This window comes from Pseudomonas sp. CFBP 13727 (assembly GCF_014841915.1).
Lineage (GTDB): Bacteria > Pseudomonadota > Gammaproteobacteria > Pseudomonadales > Pseudomonadaceae > Aquipseudomonas > Aquipseudomonas baltica.
On sequence record NZ_JACYUT010000003.1, the window covers coordinates 421,010 to 443,803 of the forward strand.

General features: G+C 63.8%; 22 protein-coding genes. 15 read left to right on the top strand and 7 right to left on the bottom strand.

The annotated features are described in order from the left end of the window. Window positions 1-10 precede the first annotated feature (10 nt). On the bottom strand, window positions 11-883 hold the full coding sequence (locus IFT76_RS12660) for a helix-turn-helix domain-containing protein (protein WP_192058629.1): 873 nt from the start codon (window positions 881-883) through the stop codon (window positions 11-13). Between the two features lie 134 nt (window positions 884-1,017). Here IFT76_RS12660 and IFT76_RS12665 point away from each other — a divergent pair, with 134 nt between their 5' ends. Continuing rightward, window positions 1,018-1,968: a DMT family transporter gene (locus tag IFT76_RS12665; protein ID WP_192058631.1), complete on the top strand. Its 951-nt coding sequence runs from the start codon at window positions 1,018-1,020 to the stop codon at window positions 1,966-1,968. On the opposite strand, the gene IFT76_RS12670 is transcribed toward IFT76_RS12665, so the two are convergent. Together IFT76_RS12670 and IFT76_RS12675 are read right to left on the bottom strand one after the other, a co-directional pair. Next, window positions 1,958-2,932, bottom strand: coding sequence for a 2-hydroxyacid dehydrogenase (locus IFT76_RS12670; RefSeq protein WP_122475140.1), 975 nt, complete (start codon window positions 2,930-2,932; stop codon window positions 1,958-1,960). The two genes, IFT76_RS12665 and IFT76_RS12670, sit on opposite strands and share 11 nt — an antisense overlap. A 69-nt stretch (window positions 2,933-3,001) precedes the next feature. Further along, on the bottom strand, window positions 3,002-3,949 hold the full coding sequence (locus IFT76_RS12675; protein WP_122475138.1) for a LysR family transcriptional regulator: 948 nt from the start codon (window positions 3,947-3,949) through the stop codon (window positions 3,002-3,004). A 179-nt stretch (window positions 3,950-4,128) separates the two neighbouring features. Between IFT76_RS12675 and IFT76_RS12680 the strand changes: the two genes are divergently transcribed. Genes IFT76_RS12680 through IFT76_RS12695 form a run of 4 tightly spaced genes read left to right on the top strand, consistent with a single transcriptional unit; the run spans window position 4,129 to window position 8,855 of the window. Then, complete coding sequence (locus IFT76_RS12680; RefSeq protein ID WP_192058632.1) at window positions 4,129-5,631, top strand: efflux transporter outer membrane subunit; 1,503 nt, start codon at window positions 4,129-4,131, stop codon at window positions 5,629-5,631. After that, entirely contained in the window at window positions 5,628-7,793 is a 2,166-nt protein-coding gene (locus IFT76_RS12685; RefSeq protein ID WP_192058634.1) for an FUSC family protein, read from the top strand. Before IFT76_RS12680 ends, IFT76_RS12685 begins: the two co-directional genes overlap by 4 nt. Continuing rightward, window positions 7,783-7,983: a DUF1656 domain-containing protein gene (locus IFT76_RS12690; protein WP_122475134.1), complete on the top strand. Its 201-nt coding sequence runs from the start codon at window positions 7,783-7,785 to the stop codon at window positions 7,981-7,983. The genes IFT76_RS12685 and IFT76_RS12690 overlap by 11 nt, the downstream gene beginning before the upstream one ends. 11 nt (window positions 7,984-7,994) lie before the next feature. After that, the gene (locus IFT76_RS12695; RefSeq protein ID WP_122475132.1) at window positions 7,995-8,855 is read left to right on the top strand and encodes an efflux RND transporter periplasmic adaptor subunit; all 861 of its coding nucleotides are present in this window, start codon (window positions 7,995-7,997) and stop codon (window positions 8,853-8,855) included. A gap of 31 nt (window positions 8,856-8,886) precedes the next feature. On the opposite strand, the gene IFT76_RS12700 is transcribed toward IFT76_RS12695, so the two are convergent. Next, the gene (locus IFT76_RS12700) at window positions 8,887-9,351 is read right to left on the bottom strand and encodes a multidrug transporter (protein WP_122475130.1); all 465 of its coding nucleotides are present in this window, start codon (window positions 9,349-9,351) and stop codon (window positions 8,887-8,889) included. A 78-nt stretch (window positions 9,352-9,429) separates the two neighbouring features. Next, window positions 9,430-10,209: a peroxide stress protein YaaA gene (gene yaaA, locus IFT76_RS12705; RefSeq protein WP_192058636.1), complete on the bottom strand. Its 780-nt coding sequence runs from the start codon at window positions 10,207-10,209 to the stop codon at window positions 9,430-9,432. 280 nt (window positions 10,210-10,489) lie between these two features. Between yaaA and IFT76_RS12710 the strand changes: the two genes are divergently transcribed. The 6 genes from IFT76_RS12710 to IFT76_RS12735 all read left to right on the top strand — a co-directional run bounded on the left by IFT76_RS12710 (window position 10,490) and on the right by IFT76_RS12735 (window position 16,015). After that, entirely contained in the window at window positions 10,490-11,233 is a 744-nt protein-coding gene (locus tag IFT76_RS12710; RefSeq protein WP_192058637.1) for a sulfite exporter TauE/SafE family protein, read from the top strand. A 53-nt stretch (window positions 11,234-11,286) separates the two neighbouring features. Then, window positions 11,287-11,844 carry a sugar ABC transporter ATPase gene (locus IFT76_RS12715; RefSeq protein WP_192058639.1) on the top strand — a complete coding sequence of 186 codons (558 nt, stop codon included), beginning with the start codon at window positions 11,287-11,289 and terminating at the stop codon, window positions 11,842-11,844. Between the two features lie 83 nt (window positions 11,845-11,927). After that, window positions 11,928-13,397, top strand: coding sequence for an IMP dehydrogenase (gene guaB / locus IFT76_RS12720; RefSeq protein WP_122475125.1), 1,470 nt, complete (start codon window positions 11,928-11,930; stop codon window positions 13,395-13,397). Window positions 13,398-13,513: 116 nt separating this feature from the next. Beyond that, entirely contained in the window at window positions 13,514-15,091 is a 1,578-nt protein-coding gene (gene guaA / locus IFT76_RS12725) for a glutamine-hydrolyzing GMP synthase (protein WP_185795040.1), read from the top strand. Window positions 15,092-15,344: 253 nt separating this feature from the next. After that, window positions 15,345-15,599: a FitA-like ribbon-helix-helix domain-containing protein gene (locus tag IFT76_RS12730; protein ID WP_185795045.1), complete on the top strand. Its 255-nt coding sequence runs from the start codon at window positions 15,345-15,347 to the stop codon at window positions 15,597-15,599. Further along, on the top strand, window positions 15,596-16,015 hold the full coding sequence (locus tag IFT76_RS12735) for a type II toxin-antitoxin system VapC family toxin (protein ID WP_192058641.1): 420 nt from the start codon (window positions 15,596-15,598) through the stop codon (window positions 16,013-16,015). The genes IFT76_RS12730 and IFT76_RS12735 overlap by 4 nt, the downstream gene beginning before the upstream one ends. A 70-nt stretch (window positions 16,016-16,085) precedes the next feature. Here IFT76_RS12735 and IFT76_RS12740 read toward each other — a convergent pair whose 3' ends face one another. Beyond that, window positions 16,086-16,457 (bottom strand): PH domain-containing protein, encoded by a 372-nt coding sequence (locus IFT76_RS12740; protein WP_122475122.1) that lies wholly within the window; start codon window positions 16,455-16,457, stop codon window positions 16,086-16,088. A 168-nt stretch (window positions 16,458-16,625) separates the two neighbouring features. Between IFT76_RS12740 and IFT76_RS12745 the strand changes: the two genes are divergently transcribed. From IFT76_RS12745 to tadA, 4 genes are all read left to right on the top strand, one after another. Next, complete coding sequence (locus IFT76_RS12745) at window positions 16,626-17,492, top strand: dermonecrotic toxin domain-containing protein (RefSeq protein WP_342365578.1); 867 nt, start codon at window positions 16,626-16,628, stop codon at window positions 17,490-17,492. A gap of 60 nt (window positions 17,493-17,552) precedes the next feature. Next, complete coding sequence (locus IFT76_RS12750; RefSeq protein WP_192058645.1) at window positions 17,553-19,220, top strand: membrane-targeted effector domain-containing toxin; 1,668 nt, start codon at window positions 17,553-17,555, stop codon at window positions 19,218-19,220. A gap of 167 nt (window positions 19,221-19,387) precedes the next feature. After that, on the top strand, window positions 19,388-20,761 hold the full coding sequence (locus IFT76_RS12755; RefSeq protein WP_192058648.1) for a multicopper oxidase family protein: 1,374 nt from the start codon (window positions 19,388-19,390) through the stop codon (window positions 20,759-20,761). A gap of 3 nt (window positions 20,762-20,764) precedes the next feature. Beyond that, the gene (tadA, locus tag IFT76_RS12760; RefSeq protein WP_206757920.1) at window positions 20,765-21,247 is read left to right on the top strand and encodes a tRNA adenosine(34) deaminase TadA; all 483 of its coding nucleotides are present in this window, start codon (window positions 20,765-20,767) and stop codon (window positions 21,245-21,247) included. 73 nt (window positions 21,248-21,320) lie between these two features. On the opposite strand, the gene mltF is transcribed toward tadA, so the two are convergent. Then, the gene (gene mltF / locus IFT76_RS12765) at window positions 21,321-22,781 is read right to left on the bottom strand and encodes a membrane-bound lytic murein transglycosylase MltF (RefSeq protein WP_192058649.1); all 1,461 of its coding nucleotides are present in this window, start codon (window positions 22,779-22,781) and stop codon (window positions 21,321-21,323) included. Between the last annotated feature and the right edge of the window lie 13 nt (window positions 22,782-22,794).

Sequence of the window (22,794 nt, forward strand, 5' to 3'; positions counted from 1 at the left end):
CAGTCTGCCGTCAGGTGCAAGCCAGGCGATATTCGCCTGGGGATACCGCACTTGCCTGGCGAAACCGATTGCTGAAGTGACTGGCGCTGGCGAAGCCGCATGCCAGCCCCACCTCGCCCAAGGGCAGGTGCGTCTGGCGCAACAGCGAGCGGGCGCGGGCGATCCGTCGAGCCAGCACGTATTGATGCGGCGGCAAGCCAAAGCTGGTGCGAAACATCCGTGCGAAGTGGTACTCCGACAAGCTGCACAAGGCTGCCAGCTGGCCGAGGCTCAGAGGTTCGGCCAACTGCGACTCGATGAAGTCGCGAAGCAGGCGCCGCTGATGAGGTGCAAGCCCGCCTTTGAGCCGAAGCTGCGGACGCGCGACTGCTTGGCTGAGCAGAGCGTGGGCGAGCATCTCGTGGGCCAGGCTGCTGGTGAGTACGCGCTCCCCCGGTTCGTTCCAGTTCAACGTGATCAGACGAGCGAAGCGTCGTGCCTGTGCCGGGTCTTCGAGGAAGGTATTCTCGCGCAACTGCATTTCGCGGGGCTCACGGTCCAGAAGCGTCACGCAGCCCAGCGCAAACTGCTCTGCGCTGAAATAGAGATGGGCCAGGCGGATATCACCGTTGATCACCCACGCCGACTCATGCCCGGCCGGCAGGATGCACTGCTTGCCGGGCGCGCCTTTCTCCCAAGGGCGATCGCGGCGAAAGGTGCCCGTGCCGCCGCCGATGTAGCACGACAAAGTGTGATGGGTCGGCGCCTGATACTCCTGGGCATCGTGGTGATTGCTCCACAACGCCGCCACCATCGAGTCGCCCAGTTCGGCGCTGTGCTCGAGGCGCGCGTGGCGCGAGTTGTGCAGCGCCTGAAACACTTGCAGGTCCAGCAAAGCAGTCATGGTCGATACCTCCGTGGCCATGGTACTGCGTCGCGGGAAAGCTGCCAGTGCAGCGGCAGAAAAAGCGCAAGTTTGTGCAAGCCGGGATCGGCCGCTGCTCGGACAATGGGCCCCTGACCCCGGAGGGCCTTGTCATGAACCTATCGTTGTATCTGCTGACCGTACTGATCTGGGGAACGACCTGGATCGCCCTCAAGCTGCAACTGGGCGTGGTCGAGATTCCCGTGTCCATCGTCTACCGCTTCGGCCTCGCCGCGCTGGTGCTGTTCGTGATCCTGCTGGCCACCCGGCGACTGCAGGGCATGGGTCGGCGTGGTCACTTCATCTGCCTGGCCCAGGGGCTGTGCCTGTTCTGCGTGAATTTCATGTGTTTTCTCACCGCCAGCCAGTGGCTGCCGACCGGGCTGATCGCGGTGGTGTTCTCCACGGCGACCTTGTGGAATGCACTCAACGCGCGGATCTTTCTGGGGCAACGGATCACCGCCAGCGTGATCGGTGCAGGTGGTCTTGGCCTGCTTGGCCTGGGCCTGCTGTTCTGGCCGGAGCTGGCCGGCCATGATGCCAGCCCGCAGACCCTGCTCGGCCTGGGCCTGGCGCTGCTGGGCACCTTGTGTTTCTCGGCGGGCAACATGCTCTCCAGCGTGCAGCAGAAAGCCGGGTTGAGGCCGCTGACCACCAATGCCTGGGGCATGCTGTACGGAGCGCTGCTGCTGGGCGGCTATTGCCTGCTGCGCGGCACGCCGTTCACCATCGACTGGAGCATGCGCTACGTCGGCTCGCTGCTGTACCTGGTGATACCCGGCTCGGTGATCGGCTTTACCGCCTACCTGACCCTGGTGGGTCGCATGGGTCCCGAGCGCGCCGCTTACTGCACGGTGCTGTTCCCGGTGGTGGCGTTGAACGTCTCGGCCTATGCCGAAGGGTACCAATGGACCGCACCGGCCCTGGGCGGGCTGGTACTGGTGATGCTTGGCAACGTGCTGGTGTTTCGCAAGGGCGCCAGGCCGGCGACGCCCCCGTCGACTGGGTCGCTGGGGGCGCAGCCGGTGCCGGGCGGCGCGGCGCTGGTTCGCCCTAGCCCTTGAACGCCTGCGGGTTGACCAGATCCTGAGGGCGTTTGCCGAGCAGCGCCGCCGTCAGGTTGTCGATGGCGCGATAAGCCATGGCATCACGGGTCTGCGCCGTGGCCGAGCCGATGTGCGGCAGCGTCACGACGTTGCCCAGCTGGAACAATGGCGATTCGGCCAGCGGTTCCTTCTCGTAGACATCCAGGCCGGCGCCGCGCAAGGTGCCGTCGCGCAGCGCCTGCACCAGCGCCGCTTCATCGACCACCGGCCCGCGCGAGATATTCACCAGAATGGCGCTCTTCTTCATTTGCGCCAGCTCGGCGGTGCCGATCATGTGCCGCGTCTTGTCGCTGAGCGGCACCACCAGGCAGACGAAATCCGCCTCCGCCAGTAGTTGCTCGAGGCTGCGAAACTGCGCACCCAGTTCCTGCTCCAGTTCAGGCTTGCGGCTGTTGCCGCTGTACAGGATGGGCATGTCAAAGCCCAGCCGTCCGCGGCGTGCCACTGCCGCGCCGATATTGCCCAGGCCGACGATGCCCAGCGTCTTGCCGTACACATCGGTGCCGAACTGGTCGGGGCCGACGCTGGCTTTCCAGTTGCCGGCCTTGGTCCAGGCGTCCAGTTCGGCCACGCGCCGGGCGCTGCTCATGATCAGGGCGAAGGCCAGGTCGGCGGTGCTTTGGGTCAGTACGTCAGGGGTGTTGGTGAGCATGATGCCGCGCTCGTCGAAATAGCTGACGTCGTAGTTGTCGTAGCCCACCGACACGCTGGAAACCACCTCCAGGTTGGCGGCGTCGGCCAGTTGCTTGCGGCCCAATGGCCGGCCGGCGCCGATCAGGCCGTGGGCCTTGGGCAGCGCCTCGTTGAACTGCGCGGCGATGTCACCCGCCTTCGGGTTGGGCACGATGACGTCGAAATGCGCTTCGAGCCGCTCGACCATGGCAGGGGTGATACGGCTGAACGCGAGGACGGTTTTTTTCATTGGGCGTGTGCTCGTCGGGAGGTAATGAGAGCACGCTAACATTCCCGCTCGAGCAGAAACAATCCCGGCTCAGTTGGCGATCTGCAGGTCGAAGGTCTGCAGGTCGGCGTCGTGCGCCGCCAGAATGTCGGGCAGCGAACCGCGCAGGTATTCCACCCAGGTCTTGATCTTCGCATCCAGGTACTGACGGGACGGATAGATGGCGTACAGGTTCAACTCCTGCAGGCGGTATTCGGGCAGCATGCGTACCAGCGTGCCGTTGCGCAGGCCATCGATGGCCGCGTAGATAGGCAGCACGCCCACGCCCATGCCACTGCTGATGGCGGTCTTCATCGCATCGGCGGAATTGACCTGGAACGGTGCGTTGCTGATGTTGACCATTTCCTGACCATCGGGGCCCTGAAACAGCCATTTTTCCAGTTGCACCACCGGGCTGACCAGGCGCAGGCAGGCATGGTCGCGCAGATCGCCGGGCGTGCGCGCCGAGCCATGAGCCTTCACGTATTCGGGGGAGGCGCAGACGATGCTGTAGGTGATGCCCAGGCGTTGCGAGACGAAGCCCGAATCGGGCAGCTCGCTGGCCAGGACGATGGACACGTCATAGCCTTCGTCGAGCAGGTCCGGGACCCGGTTGGCCAGGGTCAGGTCGAAGGTCACGTCCGGATGGGTACGCCGGTAGCGCGCGATGGCGTCGATCACGAAGTGCTGGCCGATGCCGGTCATGGTGTGCACCTTCAACTGCCCCGAAGGCCGCGCGTGGGCGTCGCTGGCCTCGGCCTCGGCTTCCGCCACATAGGTGAGGATCTGCTCACAGCGCACCAGGTAGCGTTTGCCGGCCTCGGTCAGGGCAATGCGTCGGGTCGTGCGGTTGAGCAGCCGCGTCTGCAGGTGTGCTTCGAGGTTGGACACCGCGCGCGAGACGTTGGCGGTGGTAGTGTCCAGTTGCGCGGCGGCGGCGGTGAAACTGCCGGCTTCGGCCACACAGGTGAACGCACGCATGTTTTGCAAGGTGTCCATGATTCGGTCTCTGGTTCGACGGACAAATTGTCGCATGAAGCAACAATTATACAGAAGGATTATCGCCGGTTCGGTAACAAAGATTCGCAGGAATTCCAGCTTATCGCCGCTGTGCACCCGCTCTAGAATGCCGGCCCAGACCCCTCCGCACGCCTACCCCCTTTCCGGAAATCGCCGCAGTGCCGCGCCGCCTCATCGACGAGTTGAAAACCCTCAGTATCTGGATCTTGACCCTGGCCTTGACCGGCTGTATCGGCACTGCCGGCATCGCTCCTGAGGGCGAAGCCTTGTCGGCCGATGCGCTGGCCACCGACGCTGCCATTCAAACCGCCGTCCAGGATGCTCGCTGGCCTGAGGGCCAATGGTGGCAAGCGTATGGCGACAAGCAGCTCGATGCCTGGGTGAGCCTAGCCTTGCTCGGCAGCCCGAGCATGGCCATGGCGGCCGCCCGCGTGCGCCAGGCCAAGGCCATGGCGGGGCTCGCGGAGTCCGCCGAAACCCTGCACATCGACGCCAGCGCTCATTTGCATCGCCACGCCTGGCCTGACGACCCCTTCTATGGTCCCGGCGACCTGTCGCGCCAGACCACGTGGGACAATGACGCCGGTCTGGGCTTCACCTATGCGCTGGACCTGTGGGGCCGTGAGCGCAATGCCAGCGAGCGCGCCGTCGACCTTGCACACATGAGCGTCGCTCAGGCGCGTCAGGCTCGGCTGGAGCTTGCGAGCAACGTGGTGCAGGCGTACATCCAGCTCTCATTGCACTATGCCCAGCGCGACATCGCGCACAGCACACTGACCCAGCAAGAGCAGATCCTGGCGCTGGCGCAGCGGCGTCTGCGCGGCGGCATCGGCACCCATCTGGAAGTCAGCCAGGCCGAGACCCTGTTGCCGGAAACCCATCGGCAGATCGACGCCCTGGATGAACAGATCGCTCTGGCACAGAACCAACTGGCCGCACTGGCGGGCAAAGGGCCGGGGCAGGGCAGCCAACTCACGCGTCCTAGCTTGTCTCTGCAAGCGCCGCTTGGGTTGCCTTCGGTGCTGCCCGCGCAGCTGCTGGGGCAGCGCCCGGATGTGGTCGCCAGCCGCTGGGCCGTGGCGGCGAACGCGCGCGGCATCGACGTAGTGCAGGCCGGCTTCTATCCCAACGTCGATCTGGTCGGCAGCTTGAGTTACCTGGCTACCGGCGGCGGCATGCTGGAGTTCCTCGCCGGGCGGAAGCTGAGCTACAACGCCGGCCCCGCGTTGAGCCTGCCGATCTTCGATGGCGGTCGGCTGCGTGCGCAGTTGGCCGATGCATCGGCCGGCTACGACCTGGCCGTGGCACGCTACAACCAGACGTTGGTGGAGGCGCTCAAGCAGATCTCCGACCAGCTGATTCGCCGCGCCTCCATGGCCAAGCAACAGGCCTTCGCCGAGCAATCGGTGGCGTCGGCGCGCAAGAGCTACGACATTGCCCTGATCGCCTACCAGCGCGGTCTGACCGGCTACCTGGAAGTGCTCGATGCGCAGACTTTGCTGTTGCGCCAGCAGCAGGTCGAGCAACAGGTGCAGGCTGCGCGGCTGGCGGTGCATGCGCAGTTGGTCACGGCGCTGGGCGGTGGTCTGGGGGCGGGCAGCGATACCCCTGCCGCGCAGCGTCTGCAGGTTCCCAAGCCACTGGTGGTGATCGGTAGATGACCACTTGGCTGGGCAGCCTGCCCTGGCGCCGGGGTTTCTTCGACTGGGCACGCAGCGATGGCGTCACCTGGATCTACATCTTCAAGGTGCTGCTGGCCGCATTCACCACGCTGTGGCTGGCCATGCGCCTGGAGCTGCCGCAACCGCGTACGGCGATGATCACCGTGTTCATCGTCATGCAGTTGCAAAGCGGCCACGTCTTCGCGAAAAGTTTCTATCGTCTGCTGGGCACGCTGGCGGGATCGGCGGTGACGGTGGTGTTGATCGCCCTGTTCGCGCAGAACACCGAGCTGTTCATGTGCGGCCTGGCGCTGTGGGTCGGCCTCTGCTCGACCGGTGCCATGCGCTGCCGCAACTTCCGCGCCTACGGCTTTGTCTTGGCTGGCTACACCGCCGCCATGGTCGGTCTACCGGCCCTGGCCCATCCGGACGGTGCCTTCATGGCGGCGGTCTGGCGCGTGCTGGAGATTGCCCTGGGCATTCTCGTCGCGACGGCGGTCAGCGCGGCCATTCTTCCGCAGTCGGCCTCCGCTTCGATGCGCAACGCCTTGTATCAGCGCTTTGGCGTGTTCGCCCGGTTCGCCGCCGATGGCCTGCGCGGTGACAGCGCACGGGAACAGTTCGAAGCCGACAACGTGCGCTTCATCGCCGAAGCGGTGGGCCTGGAGAGCCTGCGCAGTGTGACGGCCTTCGAAGACCCGCACATGCGCCGGCGCAATGGTCGGGTCAGCCGACTGAACAGTGAATTCATGGTGGTGACGACCCGCTTCAATGCGCTGCACCAATCACTCGAGCGTATCCGCGCGCGCGGTCATCGCCAGGTGGTAACCGCCATCGAACCGGCCTTGCAGGCATTGACGCACGTGCTGGACGACTTCGCCGGGCAGGCCTTGACCGATGCCGATGCCGCACGTTTGGCCCGGCGCATGGTGCAGTACAAGGACGCGCTGCCAGCACAGGTGCGCAGCTTGCGTGACAGCTTCGAGCAGAGTGGTCCGGAAGATGACGACCTGCTGGACTTTCACACCGCTTCGGAGTTGCTCTATCGCTTCGTCGAAGAACTGCACGGCTATGCCCAGACGCATGCCTCGCTGGCCGAGCATCGGCATGCCCGCGAGCGCTGGGACGAGCCGTACCGGGCGCAGACCAACTGGCTGGCCAGCGCCGCCGCCGGTATTCGCGGCGCGCTGGTGTTGCTGCTGCTGGGCGGCTATTGGATAGCGACGGCCTGGCCCAGCGGCGCGACCATGACCCTGGTGGCTGCAGCCACCGTGGGCCTGTCGGCGGCGTCACCGAACCCGCGGCGGATGTCGTTCCAGATGGCCTGCGGCACCTTGCTGGGGGCGCTGGTCGGCTTCTATACGACCTTTTTCGTGCTGCCGTGGATCGACGGCTTCGCGCTACTGTGCCTGACCCTCGCGCCGGTGCTGACGCTGGGCGCCTTCCTTGCCTCTCGACCTCGCTTCGTTGGCTATGGACTGGGCCTGCTGATCTTCTTTTCCATGGGCTCGGTGCCCGGCAACCTCACCCAGTACGATCCGTATGCGTTCATCAACGACTACATTGGCATGGTCCTGGGGATGCTGTTCTGCGCTGCCGCTGGCGCGGTCATCCTGCCGCCCAACAGTCGCTGGATGTGGCAGCGCCTGGAGCAGGACCTGCGCGCCCTGGTGGTGTTCGCCATCAGCGGCAAGCCGCGCGGCCTGGGCTCGGCCTTCGAGAGCCGCACCCGCGACCTGCTGCATCAGGCCTATGGCCTGGCGGCCGGGCAGCCACAGGTGCAGCGCAACCTGCTGCGCTGGATGTTCGTGGTGATGGAGGTGGGGCACGCCATCATCGAGCTGCGCCGCGAGCAGGAGCGCTTGCCGGTGCACCCGGCCTATGCCCCGTGGCAGCCGTGGCGCCAGTCGATCCGGGTGCTGGGGCGTGCGCTGATTCGCCTGTTCATCCAGCCCCAGGCGGGCAACCTCCAGCGCGCGTTGGCGGCCGTGGAGCAGGCCATTCACCTGGTCAGGAACACCGACGAGCCCTTCGCCCGACATTTCGATACCTCGGCGCTGCGCCGGGTGCAGAGTTACCTGCACTTCATTCGCAGTTCGTTGCTGGACCCGCAATCACCCCTTGCCGAACTGGCCGCGCCTGGAGCCGAGCATGCCGCGTGAGATCGCCTTCCATGGTCTGTACATGCCGACCATGACCCTGTTGTTCGTGCTCGCCGCCGGGTTGGCCTGGGCCTTCGACCGGCTGTTCGCCAGCCTCGATGTGTACCGATTTTTCTGGCACCCGGCGCTGTTGCGCCTGAGCCTGTTCGTCTGTCTGTTCGGCGCCATGGCGCTGACTGTCTACCGGTGAGAACCTGCGCAATGAAAAAGTTTTTCAGCCTGTTGGCGACCCTGCTGGTGCTGGCACTGGCGATCTTCATCGGTCGCCAGCTGTGGGTGCACTACATGCAAACACCCTGGACCCGCGACGGACGCGTGCGTGCGGACATCGTCAACGTCGCCGCCGATGTGTCGGGCTACGTCACGGCGGTGCCGGTGCGCGACAACCAGCGTGTGCGCAAGGGCGACGTGCTGCTGCAGATCGATCCGGCGCACTACCGCCTGGCGGTCAAGCAGGCGCAGGCGCTGGTGGCGTCGCGCAAGGCCGCCTGGGACATGCGCAAGGTCAATGCCAGCCGTCGTGCCGATCTCGATGAACTGGTGATCTCCAGGGAAAGTCGCGAGGACGCCAGCAACGTCGCCGCTTCGGCGCTGGCCGACTATCAACAGGCCGAGGCGCGCCTCGAGGCCGCGCAGCTGGACCTGGACCGCACCCGTGTGCTGGCCACGGTGGATGGCTACGTCACCAACCTCAACGTGCATGTCGGTGACTACGCGCGGGTGGGCGAGGCCAAGCTGGCCGTGGTCGATGAACATTCGTTCTGGGTCTACGGCTATTTCGAAGAAACCAAGCTGCCCCATGTGCATGTCGGCGACGCGGCGCAGTTGCAGATGATGAGCGGCGAGACCCTCAAGGGCCATGTGGACAGCATCTCGCGCGGCATCTATGACCGCGACAACCCGCAAAGCCGCGAGCTGACCGCCGACGTCAATCCGACCTTCAACTGGGTTCGCCTGGCGCAGCGAGTGCCGGTGCGCATCCAGCTGGACGAGGTGCCCGAAGGCATGCTGCTGGCAGCCGGCACGACCTGCACGGTGATCGTCACGCCCGCACTGCGGTGATCACTGCGCAAGCGTTCGCCATTGCCGATGCTTATTGGGAAAAACTGCCCTGCAAGCGTTCGGCGCGGAATTCCAGGGTCTGCGGGCGATAGCCGGGGCGCAGTGGCGGCAGCGGCAGGCAGTCCTGCCAGTCGGCACCGGCCTGCAGTTCACCAGGGCCGCGGTAGCGAGGTGCGGTGTAGAGGTTTTCGGCCAGGTTGGCGGTCTGGCCGGGCGCGTAGGCAGCTATCTGCCACTGCAGTTCCTGCATCGGTACGTTGTTGCCGTTGTTCAGGTTCAGGCGCAGCGGACGGTCGCCCGGACAGCCCTGCGGATCGTAGGTGATGCGCATTTCCAGGCGCGCCAGGCGGTGGGCTTCGCGGGTGTCGCTCCAGATGACCCACAGCGAGAGCAACGCCAGGCTGAACAGGGCGGCACCGGAGATCGGCAGCGCCTTGGACGGGTAGCGGACCAGCAAGACGATCCAGGTGATGACCAGAAAGATGCCGATTAACATGACTGCCAGCCTTGGTTGGGAAGAGAGGGGTATCGTACAGAACGTTGGCGTGTCAGTGGCAGGCGCACCCACGCCAGGTCAATCATCCGGGTGATCGCGCAGAAACACCAGGTGGTCGGGCCGCGACTGCTCGGCGCTGTAGCGATAGCCCTGGCGGTCGAAGCCCTTGAGCTGCAGGGGGTCGTGGAGTTTTTCGTCGATCACGAAACGCGCCATCATGCCGCGGGCTTTCTTGGCATAGAAGCTGATGATCTTGTACTGGCCATTCTTCAGGTCCTTGAAGTCGGCAGTGATCAGGCGCGCCTGCAAAGCCTTGCGCTTGACCGCCGAGAAATACTCGTTCGACGCCAGGTTGAACAGCACGTCGTCGCCTTGTTCGGCCAGGGCCTGGTTGAGCCATTGGCTGATGCGCTCGCCCCAGAACGCATAGAGGTCCTTGCCGCGCGCGTTGACCAGCTTGGTGCCCATCTCCAGTCGGTACGGTTGCATCAGGTCCAGTGGCCGCAGCAGGCCATAGAGGCCCGACAGCATGCGCAAGTGCTTTTGCGCGTAGTCGAAGCCAGGCTTGTCTAGAGTGGTCGCATCCAGTCCGGTGTAGACGTCGCCCTTGAAGGCGAGCAACGCCTGCTTGGCGTTGGCTGGCGTGAAGTCGGGTGTCCAGCTGCCGAAGCGTGCCGCGTTGAGGCCGGCCAGCTTGTCGGAAAGATGCATGAGCTCGGCGATCTGCGTGGGGCTGAGCTCGCGCAGTTGTTCGATCAGCACCTGGGAATGGTCGAGAAATTCAGGCTGGGTGTGGCGCTGGATGACCGGCGGGGTATCGAAGTCGAGGGTCTTGGCGGGGGATATCACCATCAGCATGCAGAGGTTCTCCTGTGAGCGTGGGCAAATTCTGGAGCAGTGCCCGGAGCGCGTCCACCATTAAGCGTGGGTGCATCCAGATGGACCGCAGCGACCCCGGACGCGGCTCGCGCCGCTGCTACAGGAGATCGCTTGTGCCGTTGGTACGGCGTTCCTCTGTAGCAGCGGCGCAAGCCGCGTCCGGCAACACCGCGAACCCTCTGGCACACCACCCACCCCCAACCGTATTGACGCCATCGATCCCACTCCCCCACAGTGCCCGGAAAAAGGAAATCCGCGCATGGACTACGCACTCATCGACTGGAGCATCATGCTTCTGGCAATCGCCGCCGCCTACATCGTCTTCGGCATTGCCGGCTTCGGCACGGCACTGGTTGCAGGCCCGGTACTCATCCACTTCATGCCGCTGGCCACGCTCATCCCGCTGCTCGTGGTACTCGATTTCATCGCCGCCTTCGGCAATCTGCTTCCTGCCCGGCAGTCGGTGGTGGGCGTGGAGCTCAAACGCCTGCTGCCGTTCATGGCGCTGGGCTGCACCCTGGGCGTGGTCTTTCTGCTCAACCTGAAATCCGACCTGCTGTTGCTGCTGATGGGTATGTTCATCACCGGCTACGCCCTGTACATGCTGCTGACCACGGCGCGACCCGCACGGTTGTCGCCCTGGTGGGCCGTACCGATGGGCACCATCGGCGGGCTGTTCGGGGCCTTGTTCGGCAGCGGCGGGTTTCTCTATGCGATCTACCTGGGCGCGCGGCTGGACGACAAACAGCAGGTGCGCGCCACGCAAAGCGCGCTGATCAGTTGCAGCACGATCGTGCGCCTGACCCTGTTCATCATTGCCGGGGTCTACGCCGACACCCAGCTGCTGCTGACTGCCCTCTGCCTGCTTCCGGCCATGGCAGCAGGCCTGCTGATCGGACGACGATTGACCCTGCGCATGTCCCGCGAAGCGTTCGTGCGGCTGGTGACCTGGCTGGTGCTGGCCAGCGGCCTGGCGTTGCTGTACCGCTATTTCAACCCTTGACCTGCACGCGCAGGGGACTATCCTGCCGCTTTTGCGTACTGTCGGGCCCTTGCATGAACACTCAGAACATTCTCGTTCCGCGCCTCTCCACCCTGCCGGTGCACGAGCCGCGTGCGCGGGCAATCCTGCGCTGGCTGGTACGCAAGGACATCGTCGAAGAACAGCTGAGCACCTGTGGCCGCAGCGGCAACCGCATGGCCTACGCCATCGGCACGGGCGCGCGCCAAGTCGTCGAAAACCCTGAGGTGCTGCCCTACGGACAAACGGTCAACGGTCTGGAAGTGGTCACCGATCGCTGCATTTTCACGCCCGTGGACGGTTTCCTGCACGAGGCCGGCTGCCCCGAATGCCGTCAGGAAGTGGGTGAAGCGCTGTTCGACAGCCTCGAGGAATGGATGCCCGGCCTGACCGACAACTTCACTTGCCCGCTGTGCGGCCATGAAGATGACATCAATGGTTTTCTGTTCCTGCAGCCCTGCGCCTTCTCCAATCTGGGTTTCATCTTCAATAATTGGGGCCAGACCCCCTTCAAGGCGGAGTTCATCGCCGAATTCGCCGATTGGCTCGACCAGCCGATTGCGCAGGTGCTGGTAAAGTTCCAGGACAATTGACCGCCAGGCCATCTTTGCCTTTCTTGTGGGGGCATGTGTGGGTATAATGGCGCGCTTCCATTTTCCCGCTCGGGAGCCCCCGCATGCTGCGTATCAGCCAAGAAGCCCTGACCTTCGACGACATTCTTCTAGTGCCCGGTTATTCCGAAGTACTGCCCAATGAAGTCAGCCTCAAGACCCGTTTGACCCGCGGCATCGAGTTGAACATCCCGCTGATCTCCGCGGCGATGGACACCGTGACCGAAGCCCGCCTCGCCATTGCCATGGCTCAGGAAGGCGGCATCGGGATCATCCACAAGAACATGACCATCGAGCAGCAGGCTGCCGAAGTGCGCAAGGTCAAGAAGTTCGAGGCCGGCGTGGTCAAGGACCCGATCACCATCGAGGCTGATGCCACCGTTCGCGACCTGTTCGAACTGACCTCGCTGCACAACATCTCCGGCGTGCCGGTGCTGCACGACGGCAACCTGGTGGGCATCGTCACCTCGCGCGACGTGCGCTTCGAAAACCGCCTGGAAATCCCCGTCCGCGAAGTGATGACGCCCAAAGAGCGTCTGGTCACCGTCCGCGAAGGGGCCGACAAGGACCTGGTCCGCGACCTGCTGCACAAGCACCGCATCGAAAAGGTCCTGATCGTCGACGCCGAGTTCCATCTCAAAGGCATGATGACCGTCAAGGACATCGAGAAGGCCAAGGCCTACCCGCTGGCGAGCAAGGATGACCAAGGTCGTCTGCGCGTCGGCGCGGCCGTGGGCACCGGCAAGGACACCGGTGAGCGCGTCAGCGCCCTGGTTGCAGCCGGCGTCGACGTGGTCGTGGTCGATACTGCCCACGGTCACTCCAAAGGCGTGATCGACCGTGTGCGCTGGGTCAAGCAGAACTTCCCCGACGTGCAGGTCATCGGCGGCAACATCGCCACTGGCGAAGCCGCCAAGGCCCTGGCCGAAGCGGGCGCTGATGCCGTCAAGGTCGGTATCGGCCCAGGCTCCATCTGCACCACCCGTATCGTTGCCGGTGTCGGCGTGCCGCAGATCAGCGCCATCGCCAACGTCGCCGCAGCCCTGGAAGGCACCGGCGTGCCGTTGATCGCCGACGGCGGCATCCGCTTCTCCGGTGACCTGTCCAAGGCCATCGTCGCTGGCGCCTACTGCGTGATGATGGGCTCGATGTTCGCCGGTACCGAAGAGGCGCCAGGCGAAATCGAACTGTTCCAGGGTCGCTCCTACAAGGCCTACCGGGGCATGGGCTCGCTGGGCGCCATGTCCCAGGCCCAGGGCTCATCGGACCGCTACTTCCAGGACTCCTCGGCCGGTGCCGAAAAGCTCGTGCCCGAGGGTATCGAAGGCCGCGTTGCCTACAAGGGCGGCCTGTCGGCGATCATCCATCAGTTGATGGGTGGCCTGCGTTCTTCCATGGGTTACACCGGCAGCGCCGACATCCAGGAAATGCGCACCAAGCCCGAGTTCGTCCGCATCACCGGCGCCGGCATGGCTGAATCCCACGTCCATGACGTGCAGATCACCAAGGAAGCGCCTAACTACCGCGTGGGCTGACCCCGGTAGTCCGCCTGCCGCCCGGTGCACGCCCGGCGGCAGACGGAAATTCAATCCAGCGGGGCTGTTCACTACAGCCCCGTGTTGTTTCCGAATACATCTGACGAGAATGAGTCATGGCCCTCGACATTCACGCCCACCGTATCCTGATCCTCGATTTCGGTTCCCAGTACACCCAGCTGATCGCCCGCCGCGTGCGCGAAATCGGCGTGTACTGCGAGCTGCACCCGTTCGACATGGACGATGAAGCGATTCGCCAATTCGCCCCGCGCGGCGTCATCCTTGCCGGCGGGCCCGAGTCGGTCCACGAAGCCGACAGCCCGCGCTGCCCGCAGGCGGTGTTCGACCTGGGCGTGCCGGTCTTCGGCATCTGCTACGGCATGCAGACCATGGCCGAGCAGTTGGGCGGCAAGGTGGCTGGCTCCGATATGCGCGAGTTCGGCTACGCCCGGGTCGACGTGGTCGGCAAGAGCCGCATCCTGGAAGGCATCGAAGACCACATCGACGCCGATGGCGTGTTCGGCCTGGACGTGTGGATGAGCCACGGCGACAAGGTCACCGAGATTCCCCAGGGCTTCAATGTGCTGGCCAGCACCCCGAGCTGCCCGATCGCCGGCATGTTCGACGACGACCGCCACTACTACGGCGTGCAGTTCCACCCGGAAGTGACCCACACCAAGCAGGGCGAGCGCATTCTGTCGCGCTTCATCATCGACATCTGCGGCTGCGAAGCACTGTGGACCCCGTCGAAGATCGCCGAAGACGCCATCGCCCAGGTCCGCGCCCAGGTGGGTACCGACAACGTCCTGCTGGGCCTGTCCGGCGGCGTCGACTCCTCGGTGGTCGCGGCCCTGCTGCACAAGGCCATCGGCGATCAGCTGACCTGCGTGTTCGTCGACAACGGCCTGCTGCGCCTGCACGAAGGCGAGCAGGTCATGGCCATGTTCGCCGAGAACATGGGCGTCAAGGTGATCCGTGCCAACGCCGAAGACCAGTTCCTCGACAACCTGGCCGGCGAAGCCGACCCGGAGAAGAAGCGCAAGATCATCGGCCGCACCTTCATCGACGTGTTCGACGCCGAATCGTGCAAGCTGGACAACATCAAGTACCTGGCCCAAGGCACCATCTACCCTGACGTGATCGAGTCGGCCGGTGCCAAGAGCGGCAAGGCCCACGTGATCAAGTCCCACCACAACGTCGGCGGCCTGCCCGAGGAGATGAACCTCAAGCTGGTCGAGCCACTGCGTGAGCTGTTCAAGGACGAAGTCCGCCGTCTGGGCCTGGAACTGGGCCTGCCGTACGACATGGTCTACCGCCATCCATTCCCCGGCCCAGGCCTGGGCGTGCGCATCCTGGGTGAAGTGAAGAAGGAATACGCCGACCTGCTGCGTCGCGCCGACCACATCTTCATCGAAGAACTGCGCAAGGCCGACTGGTACCACAAGGTCAGCCAGGCGTTCGTGGTGTTCCAGCCGGTCAAATCGGTCGGCGTCGTCGGCGACGGCCGTCGCTACGCCTGGGTCGTCGCCCTGCGCGCCGTGGAAACCATCGACTTCATGACCGCTCGGTGGGCGCACCTGCCGTACGAGCTGCTGGAAACGGTGAGCGGCCGCATCATCAACGAGATCGAAGGGATTTCGCGGGTGACCTACGACGTGTCGAGCAAGCCGCCGGCTACGATCGAGTGGGAATGATCGGGCGGCCGGTATCTTCCGGCACTCGTTGGTAAGAAATGCCCTGGAGCCCGCGTAATTGCGGGCTTTTTGGTTTTTGGGTTCAGATTTTTTCAGCTCTTTCTATGCTGCAGCTGAGAGTGGGCTGTTCGGGAGATACCACCGCAGGCGTCGATTCCAGCGGGATCATTAGACGAACGAAATGCCATCAGTTGTCCCGTTGCTTGCAGATTGCTAAAGTGCAAGCAATCGCAGCAGCTAAGGGGTATGAAAGATGCCATCTGTTACCGTTCGAAATGTTTCCGATGAGGTGCACCGTGCTATCCGTGTCCGGGCTGCTCAACATGGCCGCAGCATCGAAGCCGAGATGCGCGACATTCTCGAGTCTGCGGTGAGGCCGGAAGGTCGGGTCAAGCTAGGCTCTCTGCTGGCCCAGACCGGCCGCAAGGTCAAGCTGACGGATGAGGAGTTCGCTGCCTTCGAAAGCGCGCGCGATAAAGCCCCCGCCCGCGCAGCGAGCTTTGAATGATCCTGCTCGATACCAATGTGATTTCCGAGCCTCTACGCCATTCGCCTGCGGCGTGCGTTATTCAATGGATCGACGAGCAGGCATTGGAAACGCTTTACCTGTCCGCCATGACCGTGGCTGAGCTACGTGCAGGTATAGCGTTGATGCCGGTTGGGCGACGCCGTTCGACGCTGCACGAAAGTCTGGAAAAGCAGGTGCTGCCCATGTTCGTTGGGCGCGTTTTGCCTTTTGATCTGGCCTGCACGCAGGCTTACGCCGAGGTGCTGGCCAAGGCGCGCAAGGCCGGTAGTGGGATCGAGGCTGCCGATGCCTGGATCGCTGCGGTCGCTCTTGCCAATGGATTCATTGTCGCCACTCGCGATACTCACCCGTTCCGGGCTGCAGGTCTGGCGGTCATCAATCCTTGGGAGCTATAGAGCAAGCCTTGCTGCGAAGCCACGAAATGACAGGAAAAACGTAGGGCGCCGTGGCCGATGACCAATCAGCTCACTTCAACACATGCCCCGCAATCAGCCGCGAAATCTCCACCATCGACGTCTTCCCCGAGAACTCGAAGCGCACCTTCCCCAGCGCCGAAAAATACACCTCCAGCTCCGAATCCAGATCGAACGTGCCCGACGTTTCGATCGAGTACGCCACGATGTTCTTGTAGGGCAGGGAGGTGAAGTCCTTCTTGCTGCCGGTCAAGCCCTGCACGTTCACCGCGATGATCCGTTTGTTGGTGAACACCACGCCGTCGCGCATCGACTTGTAGGCGTCGACCACCTGCTCGTCATCCAGCAGCAGGGCGGTGACGCGTTCGGCGTATTCGGCGTTTTGCTTGAGTTTGAAGAAGCCTTTGTTGTTGAAGTCGATCATGGCCTGGAGTCCTTTATATAGGGGTGGCCAGAGTTTACCTTGATGACGGTGGCAGCAAGTGTGTCGGGTCGTAGTGAGGTGCCTGAATGGTGAGGCCAAATATGTAGGCCAGGAGGGTCCAGGGCACTTGCCACACTCGCAGCTCCTTCAGAAACCGATCCCTTTGATATGACTGATGTACTTCCCAATACGCAATTAGGCGATGTGCTCGCAGGCATCGCACGGCAGGTCACACAACAAGTGCCGGATCTGCACCAAATGGCTGTCGCCACTGCCACCCAACTGCTCGCGTCCATGGCCATCGACACCCACCCCGACGCCTTTTACTGGCATCGCTTCGACAATGCGCAGTCCAGCCATCGCTCCTTCAGTGGCTACGCGCACATGGGCCCGCCCAGTGAAACGATGACGTTTACCGAACTGGTGATGCGGCGGTTCCGAGCGAGCGACCAGGATAATGCCGACTTGCTGCATGTCATGGGCGGGTTCTACACGGGCGATGCGCGGGCAGGCTGGTTCGATGAGCGCAACGAGGTAAGACTGGCGCCGGACAAGGTACTCAACGCGTTATGGCACATCGATTTCGCGGCGGCCTATCGCCAGGCGCTGGCGACGTTCTGGACCGACAATGGGCCAGGGGTGCAGACGCTGATCCGCATCAACTGCCTGCGCGCCGCCGTGGATGCAGCTCAGGCCGGGGCCATGATGCGCCAACAGGTGCAATGTGTGTTCGACGTTCTGGGTTGCGAGTACGCCATGGCACCGACCTTGGCCGACTTGACCGGTAGCCATCCGCCGAGCCACGGCGTTACGGTCAGCACGCTGCAGATTGCCGGCCACGGGTTCGCCAGTGTGTTGTGTTTCAAGGCCAGCGGGGGCGAGTGTCTGTTGTACCTGGCCGGTCGCGACAAGGCGTTTGAAGTGTTCGCCGATGTGAAAGCGGCGCAGGCATGGTTGCACCAGCAGCTGCAGGACGTGCAGCGCCGGGAGCGCTTGCTCGACCACGGCAGGCTGCTGGAGCCGGCGGCTGCATAGGCGCGTACGCGCAGCCTGGCGCTGCTGGCGAAGAAGCCGCTGGCGCTGTTCGCAGCAAAGGTGTCCTGGCCATCCATCGCAGCCGATGCGGCGCACTGGCTGCAAGGGCAAACCCGCGAGCAGATGCTGGCCGAGGCCAACCTGCAGTTGCACAGCAACAGCGAGTTGCGCCAGCAGTTGTGGATCGGTTATCTGGGTGCAGGCGTGCACTTGTTCGGCGCGGCAGCCATGGTCAGCTGGCCGATCGCATTGATCGTGGTAGTGGCGAGTGCCGGTAAATTCGCCCTCAATGTGGAACGTGCGGTGAATGCGGGTGACGCCACGGACCGTCGCGCCGCCTTGTATGCATCGATATTCAGCGGTATCGAGTTGCTGCTGAACATGACCCTGCTGATTCCCCAGCGAGCCCCGCAGAGCGCCGAACTGCAGCCACTGCAGTCGCGACCTCAGGTGTCCGCGCTGACGCCTTTGCTGCCCAGTGCCGAAGGGCTGCTGGCAGTCGAGGGGGAGCAGATGATCCGCTTGCACGGCGATCTGTATCGCGTGCGCTACGACCCCAGCCTGCGTTACTGGTTGATCGTCGATCCGCAGCGCCCCTATGCCTTCACCGGTAATTACCCGGTGCGTTTCAACGACCAATTGCAATGGGAACTGATGCCGACCGGTTGCCTGCGGGGCGGTGGCGGCTGCCTGAGCGTGTCACGGCAAATGGAACTTGAACCGCCACCGGTGAGCTACGTGCAGTTCGAGGTTTCGGCGACTCGCTACGAAGTACCGCTGGTGGCTCGCGCTGCCACCGGCGAGCTGTTGAGCGACCAGTTTCGCAAGATGCTCTCCGGTGAATACTTCGACCCCTACACGCCGCTCAATCCGGTGCTCGACAGCCTCAACAAGCTGCGTGTTCAACTGATCGAGGACGCCAACGCATTCATCGCCGAATGGCGCTCGCCCGGCAGATCGCCGTTGCCTGTGCCCGATGCTTCGCTGCCGCCCTATACCGCCGTGCGCCGACTGTTGGACGAATCCGGGGCACTGGTCATCGGTGAGTCTCATCAGGCTATCGCCAGCAAGCGTTTCCTGATCGAGAACATGCGGGCGCTGGCCGGCGACGGCGTCGACACGCTGTACATGGAGCACTTGATGATCGATCTGCATCAGGCCGATCTGAACCAGGTGGCCAGTGATGGCCGGCTGCCCAGTGGGCTGCAGGACTATCTGCGCGATCAGGATCTTGGCCATCGTACCGATCCGGCTCGACAGTACAACTTCACCACGCTGGTGCAGGCTGCGCGGCGCGAGGGTATCCAGGTGCGCGCCCTGGATTGCGCGGCCAGCTATCGACTCGATGGCATGGACGACCTCTACGGCGCCGGCCAGACGCTGCGCCAGCGGGTGTTCAGCTACCACGCCAGTCGCGTCATTGCAGCACGCACCGCATTGCCCGGCCGGGGCAAATGGATCGCCTTGGTCGGTGACACTCACGCGTCCACCTACAAGGGTGTTCCAGGTCTGGCGCAACTGCACGACGTGACAGCACTGCGCATCGTCGATGCCGGTGCCGGCCAGCAGACCAACATCACCCTGGACCCCGGTGAGTACTACCTGCCGTCGATGGGCCGCGGCGACGGGGTGGTCAAAGCGGACTGGCGCTTGGCGCTGACCGTACGCGAAGCGCCGTTCACCTACCTGGATCCGTCCCTGGCCCCACCCAGCATGATCAGGCCATGACGTGCAGGGCCAGACATCACGTGCCCCTGTAGCAGCGGCGCAAGCCGCGTCGGCGGTGCATTCGATCTGTCCGACACCCAACCGCGCGGCGGCGCAAGTCTTAATCTTTCTCAATTGCAGGTGTATGGTGTCGGCCTTTCACGTTCATCACGCAGGTGCCCATAGCCATGTCTTTCACTCGTCGACGATTCCTCGGTGGCCTGGCGGGCGTTGTCGCGGTCGGCGTGGGTGCCGGGGGCGCTGCCCGTTATTGGTTGGGTACGCCTGTGGACCAGGCCGGCGTGGACTATCAGCTGATTGCCGCGCCGCTGGATGTCGAGTTGGTGGCAGGTCATCAGACCCCGGCCTGGGCGTTCGGTGGCTCGGCACCCGGGCGTGAGTTGCGGGTGCGCCAGGGCGAATGGCTGCGGGTGCGCTTCATCAACCAGCTGCCGGTGGAAACCACCATCCACTGGCATGGCATTCGCCTGCCGCTGGACATGGACGGCGTGCCCTACGTGTCGCAGTTGCCGGTCAAGCCCGGTGAATATTTCGACTACCGGTTTCGTGTGCCGGACGCCGGCAGCTACTGGTATCACCCGCACGTGGCCAGCAGCGAGGAACTGGGCCGCGGCCTGGTCGGGCCGTTGATCGTCGAGGAGCGCGACCCCACCGGCTTCGCGCACGAAGCGGTGCTCAACCTGAAGAACTGGCACGTGGACGAGGAGGGCGCGTTCCTGCCGTTCAGCATCCCCCGCGAAGCGGCGCGCAACGGCACCCTGGGCCGGCTGTCGACGATCAACGGGGTACATCGGGCGACGGTCGATCTGCCGGCGGGTCAAGTCGTCAGGGTGCGCATTCTCAACCTGGACAACACAGCCACCTATCGCCTGAACTTCCGTGGCAATGCCGATATGCGCCTGTATGCACTGGACGGCAACCCCATCGAACCGCGCGCGTTCGGCAAGGATTACTGGATGGGCCCCGGCATGCGGGTTTGCCTTGCAGTCAAGATGCCACCTGCCGGTGAAGAGATCGCCGTACGTGACGGTTCGGTTCGCCTGGGCACGCTGCGCTCGGTGCCAACCGAGGCGGCGCCGACCGATTGGCCGCCGGCGTTACCGCCCAATCCGATCGCCGAGCCGGACCTGGCCAATGCCGAGAAGCTCAATTTCAACTTCGAATGGGTCGGCGAGGTGTCGGATACGACCGAGGGCAAGCCGCCCAGCCTGTGGCAGATCAACGGCATCGCCTGGGACATCACCGACAAGACCTGCGCCGACCGCCCCATTGCCAAGCTGCAGTTGGGCAAGAGCTACGTGCTGGAGTTGAAGAACATGACTCAGTACCAGCATCCTATCCACCTGCACGGCATGAGTTTCAAGGTGATTGCCTCCAACAGGCGCAAGATCATTCCTTATTTCACCGATACGTTCTTGCTGGGAAAGAACGAGCGTGCCCAGGTGGCGCTGGTGGCGGATAATCCTGGTATCTGGATGTTCCATTGCCATGTGATCGATCACATGGAAACCGGACTCATGGCGGCAATAGAGGTTTCCTGAACGTTGAAACAACCCAAGATCATTGATCGCAGCCGCGATCGGTTTTTCATGGCCCAGGCGCTAGAGCTGGCCGCTCAGGGTGCGGCGCTGGGCGAAGTGCCTGTGGGCGCAGTCGTGGTGCAGGACGGCGAGATCGTCGGCCGCGGCTTCAACTGCCCCATCAGTGGCAGCGACCCCAGTGCCCATGCCGAGATGGTGGCCATCCGCAACGCCGCGCAGTCCGTGCACAACTATCGCCTGCCGGGCAGCACCCTGTACGTCACCCTGGAGCCTTGCAGCATGTGCGCCGGGCTGATCGTCCATGCGCGCATCGCCCGGGTGGTGTTCGGCGCGCTCGAACCCAAGGCGGGCGTGGTGCAGAGTCAGGGGCAGTTTTTCAGCCAAGGCTTCCTGAACCATCGGTTGGTGGTGGAGGGTGGCGTGTTGGCTGAAGAGTGCGGGGCGATATTGAGCGAATTTTTCAGGGCGCGTCGGGCGAAGGGCTGAGATTGAAGGAGGGAGTGTTGCCGAGGGCCTTTTCGCGGGCAGAGCCCGCTCCCACAGGATCACTCGGGTGCTCTTAGAGCGGCGGCGTCTGCTGTGAGGGCTTAGTTTGGTCCACACCAGGCACGTGCAGATTGCCATCGGCGACCTGGCTGCCTTCGAGCTGTGGCTGGGTCACCCAGGTGAGGATGTCGTAGTAGCGGCGGATGTTGGCCACGAAGTGCACTGGCTCGCCGCCGCGGGCATAGCCGTAGCGGGTCTTGCTGTACCACTTCTTCTGCGCCAGGCGCGGCAGCATCTTCTTCACATCCAGCCACTTGTTCGGGTTCAGCCCTTCACCTTCTGCCAGCTTGCGCGCGTCGTCGAGGTGGCCACTGCCCACGTTGTAGGCCGCCAGGGCGAACCAGGTCCGGTCGGGTTCCTGAATGCCGGCGTCGAGCTGATCCTTGACATAGGCGAAGTACTTGGCGCCGCCATTGATGCTCTGCTTGGGGTCCAGGCGGTTACTCACCCCCATGGCCTGGGCAGTGTTCTGGGTCAGCATCATCAGGCCCCGCACCCCGGTCTTGGAGGTCACGCTGGCCTGCCACATGGACTCTTGATAACCGATGGCGGCCAGCAGCCGCCAGTCGACCTTCTCCTGCTTGGCCGAGGCCTGGAAGGTTTTCTCGAACTTGGGCAGGCGCTGCTGCAGGTGCTGGGCGAAGGTGTAGGCGCCGACGTAGCCGAGCACATCGACATGGCCGTAGTAGCGGTCCTTGAGGCGCTGCAGGGTGCCGTTGCCCTTGACCTTGTCGATGAAGCCGTTGACCTCGTTCAGCAGGCTGTTGTCTTCGCCCCCGGCAACGGCCCAGCGCTGGTCGCGGCCATCGCCCAGGTCGAAGGCGACCCGCACGTTGGGGAAGTACACCTGGTTCATGGCCACTTCGTTGGAATCGACCAGAGTCAGGTCGATCTGCCCCTCGTCGACCATGCGCAGCAGATCCACCACCTCCACCGCGTCGGACTCTTCGTACTCGAGCGCCGGGTACTGCAGCTTCAATTTGGCCAGTTGCTCGGCGTGGCTGCTGCCCTTGAGCACCATGATCTTCTTGCCCACCAGCTCGGCGGCATCGGTGGGGCGGTTCTGGCCGTTGCGATAGATGACCTGCGGCGTGACCTCCAGATAGGGGTGCGAGAAGCGCGCCTGTTGTTCCCGCGCCTCGCTGGTGACCAGCCCCGCAGCCGCTAGCACCGGGCCCTGGGGCTGGCTCAGGCCGGCGAAGATGTCGTCGAGGTTGTCGGCGGTTTCGATCTGGAGTTTCACGCCCAGGTCATCGGCGAAACGCTTGACCAGCTCGTACTCGAAGCCGGTTTCGCCATTGCGATCCTGGAAATAGGTGGCCGGGCTGTTGCGGGTTATGACGCGCAGCACGCCGTCCTCCTTGATCCGTTCGAGTGTGCTGGGTTTATCAACGCAGCCACTGAGCAGCAGGAGAAGTCCGGTTGCGAAGAGCCATTTGGCGCAGCGCGAGCGTAAGACGGTCTGGGTGAGCATGGGTGCAGTATAC

Bases quoted from the DNA above. Each gene is read 5' to 3' on its own strand.
- IFT76_RS12660 (WP_192058629.1), bottom strand. From the start codon at position 883: ATGACTGCTTTGCTGGACCTGCAAGTGTTTCAGGCGCTGCACAACTCG.
- IFT76_RS12665 (WP_192058631.1), top strand. From the start codon at position 1,018: ATGAACCTATCGTTGTATCTGCTGACCGTACTGATCTGGGGAACGACC.
- IFT76_RS12670 (WP_122475140.1), bottom strand. From the start codon at position 2,932: ATGAAAAAAACCGTCCTCGCGTTCAGCCGTATCACCCCTGCCATGGTC.
- IFT76_RS12675 (WP_122475138.1), bottom strand. From the start codon at position 3,949: ATGGACACCTTGCAAAACATGCGTGCGTTCACCTGTGTGGCCGAAGCC.
- IFT76_RS12685 (WP_192058634.1), top strand. From the start codon at position 5,628: ATGACCACTTGGCTGGGCAGCCTGCCCTGGCGCCGGGGTTTCTTCGAC.
- IFT76_RS12690 (WP_122475134.1), top strand. From the start codon at position 7,783: ATGCCGCGTGAGATCGCCTTCCATGGTCTGTACATGCCGACCATGACC.
- IFT76_RS12695 (WP_122475132.1), top strand. From the start codon at position 7,995: ATGAAAAAGTTTTTCAGCCTGTTGGCGACCCTGCTGGTGCTGGCACTG.
- IFT76_RS12700 (WP_122475130.1), bottom strand. From the start codon at position 9,351: ATGTTAATCGGCATCTTTCTGGTCATCACCTGGATCGTCTTGCTGGTC.
- yaaA (WP_192058636.1), bottom strand. From the start codon at position 10,209: ATGCTGATGGTGATATCCCCCGCCAAGACCCTCGACTTCGATACCCCG.
- IFT76_RS12710 (WP_192058637.1), top strand. From the start codon at position 10,490: ATGGACTACGCACTCATCGACTGGAGCATCATGCTTCTGGCAATCGCC.
- IFT76_RS12715 (WP_192058639.1), top strand. From the start codon at position 11,287: ATGAACACTCAGAACATTCTCGTTCCGCGCCTCTCCACCCTGCCGGTG.
- guaB (WP_122475125.1), top strand. From the start codon at position 11,928: ATGCTGCGTATCAGCCAAGAAGCCCTGACCTTCGACGACATTCTTCTA.
- guaA (WP_185795040.1), top strand. From the start codon at position 13,514: ATGGCCCTCGACATTCACGCCCACCGTATCCTGATCCTCGATTTCGGT.
- IFT76_RS12730 (WP_185795045.1), top strand. From the start codon at position 15,345: ATGCCATCTGTTACCGTTCGAAATGTTTCCGATGAGGTGCACCGTGCT.
- IFT76_RS12735 (WP_192058641.1), top strand. From the start codon at position 15,596: ATGATCCTGCTCGATACCAATGTGATTTCCGAGCCTCTACGCCATTCG.
- IFT76_RS12740 (WP_122475122.1), bottom strand. From the start codon at position 16,457: ATGATCGACTTCAACAACAAAGGCTTCTTCAAACTCAAGCAAAACGCC.
- IFT76_RS12745 (WP_342365578.1), top strand. From the start codon at position 16,626: ATGACTGATGTACTTCCCAATACGCAATTAGGCGATGTGCTCGCAGGC.
- IFT76_RS12755 (WP_192058648.1), top strand. From the start codon at position 19,388: ATGTCTTTCACTCGTCGACGATTCCTCGGTGGCCTGGCGGGCGTTGTC.
- mltF (WP_192058649.1), bottom strand. From the start codon at position 22,781: ATGCTCACCCAGACCGTCTTACGCTCGCGCTGCGCCAAATGGCTCTTC.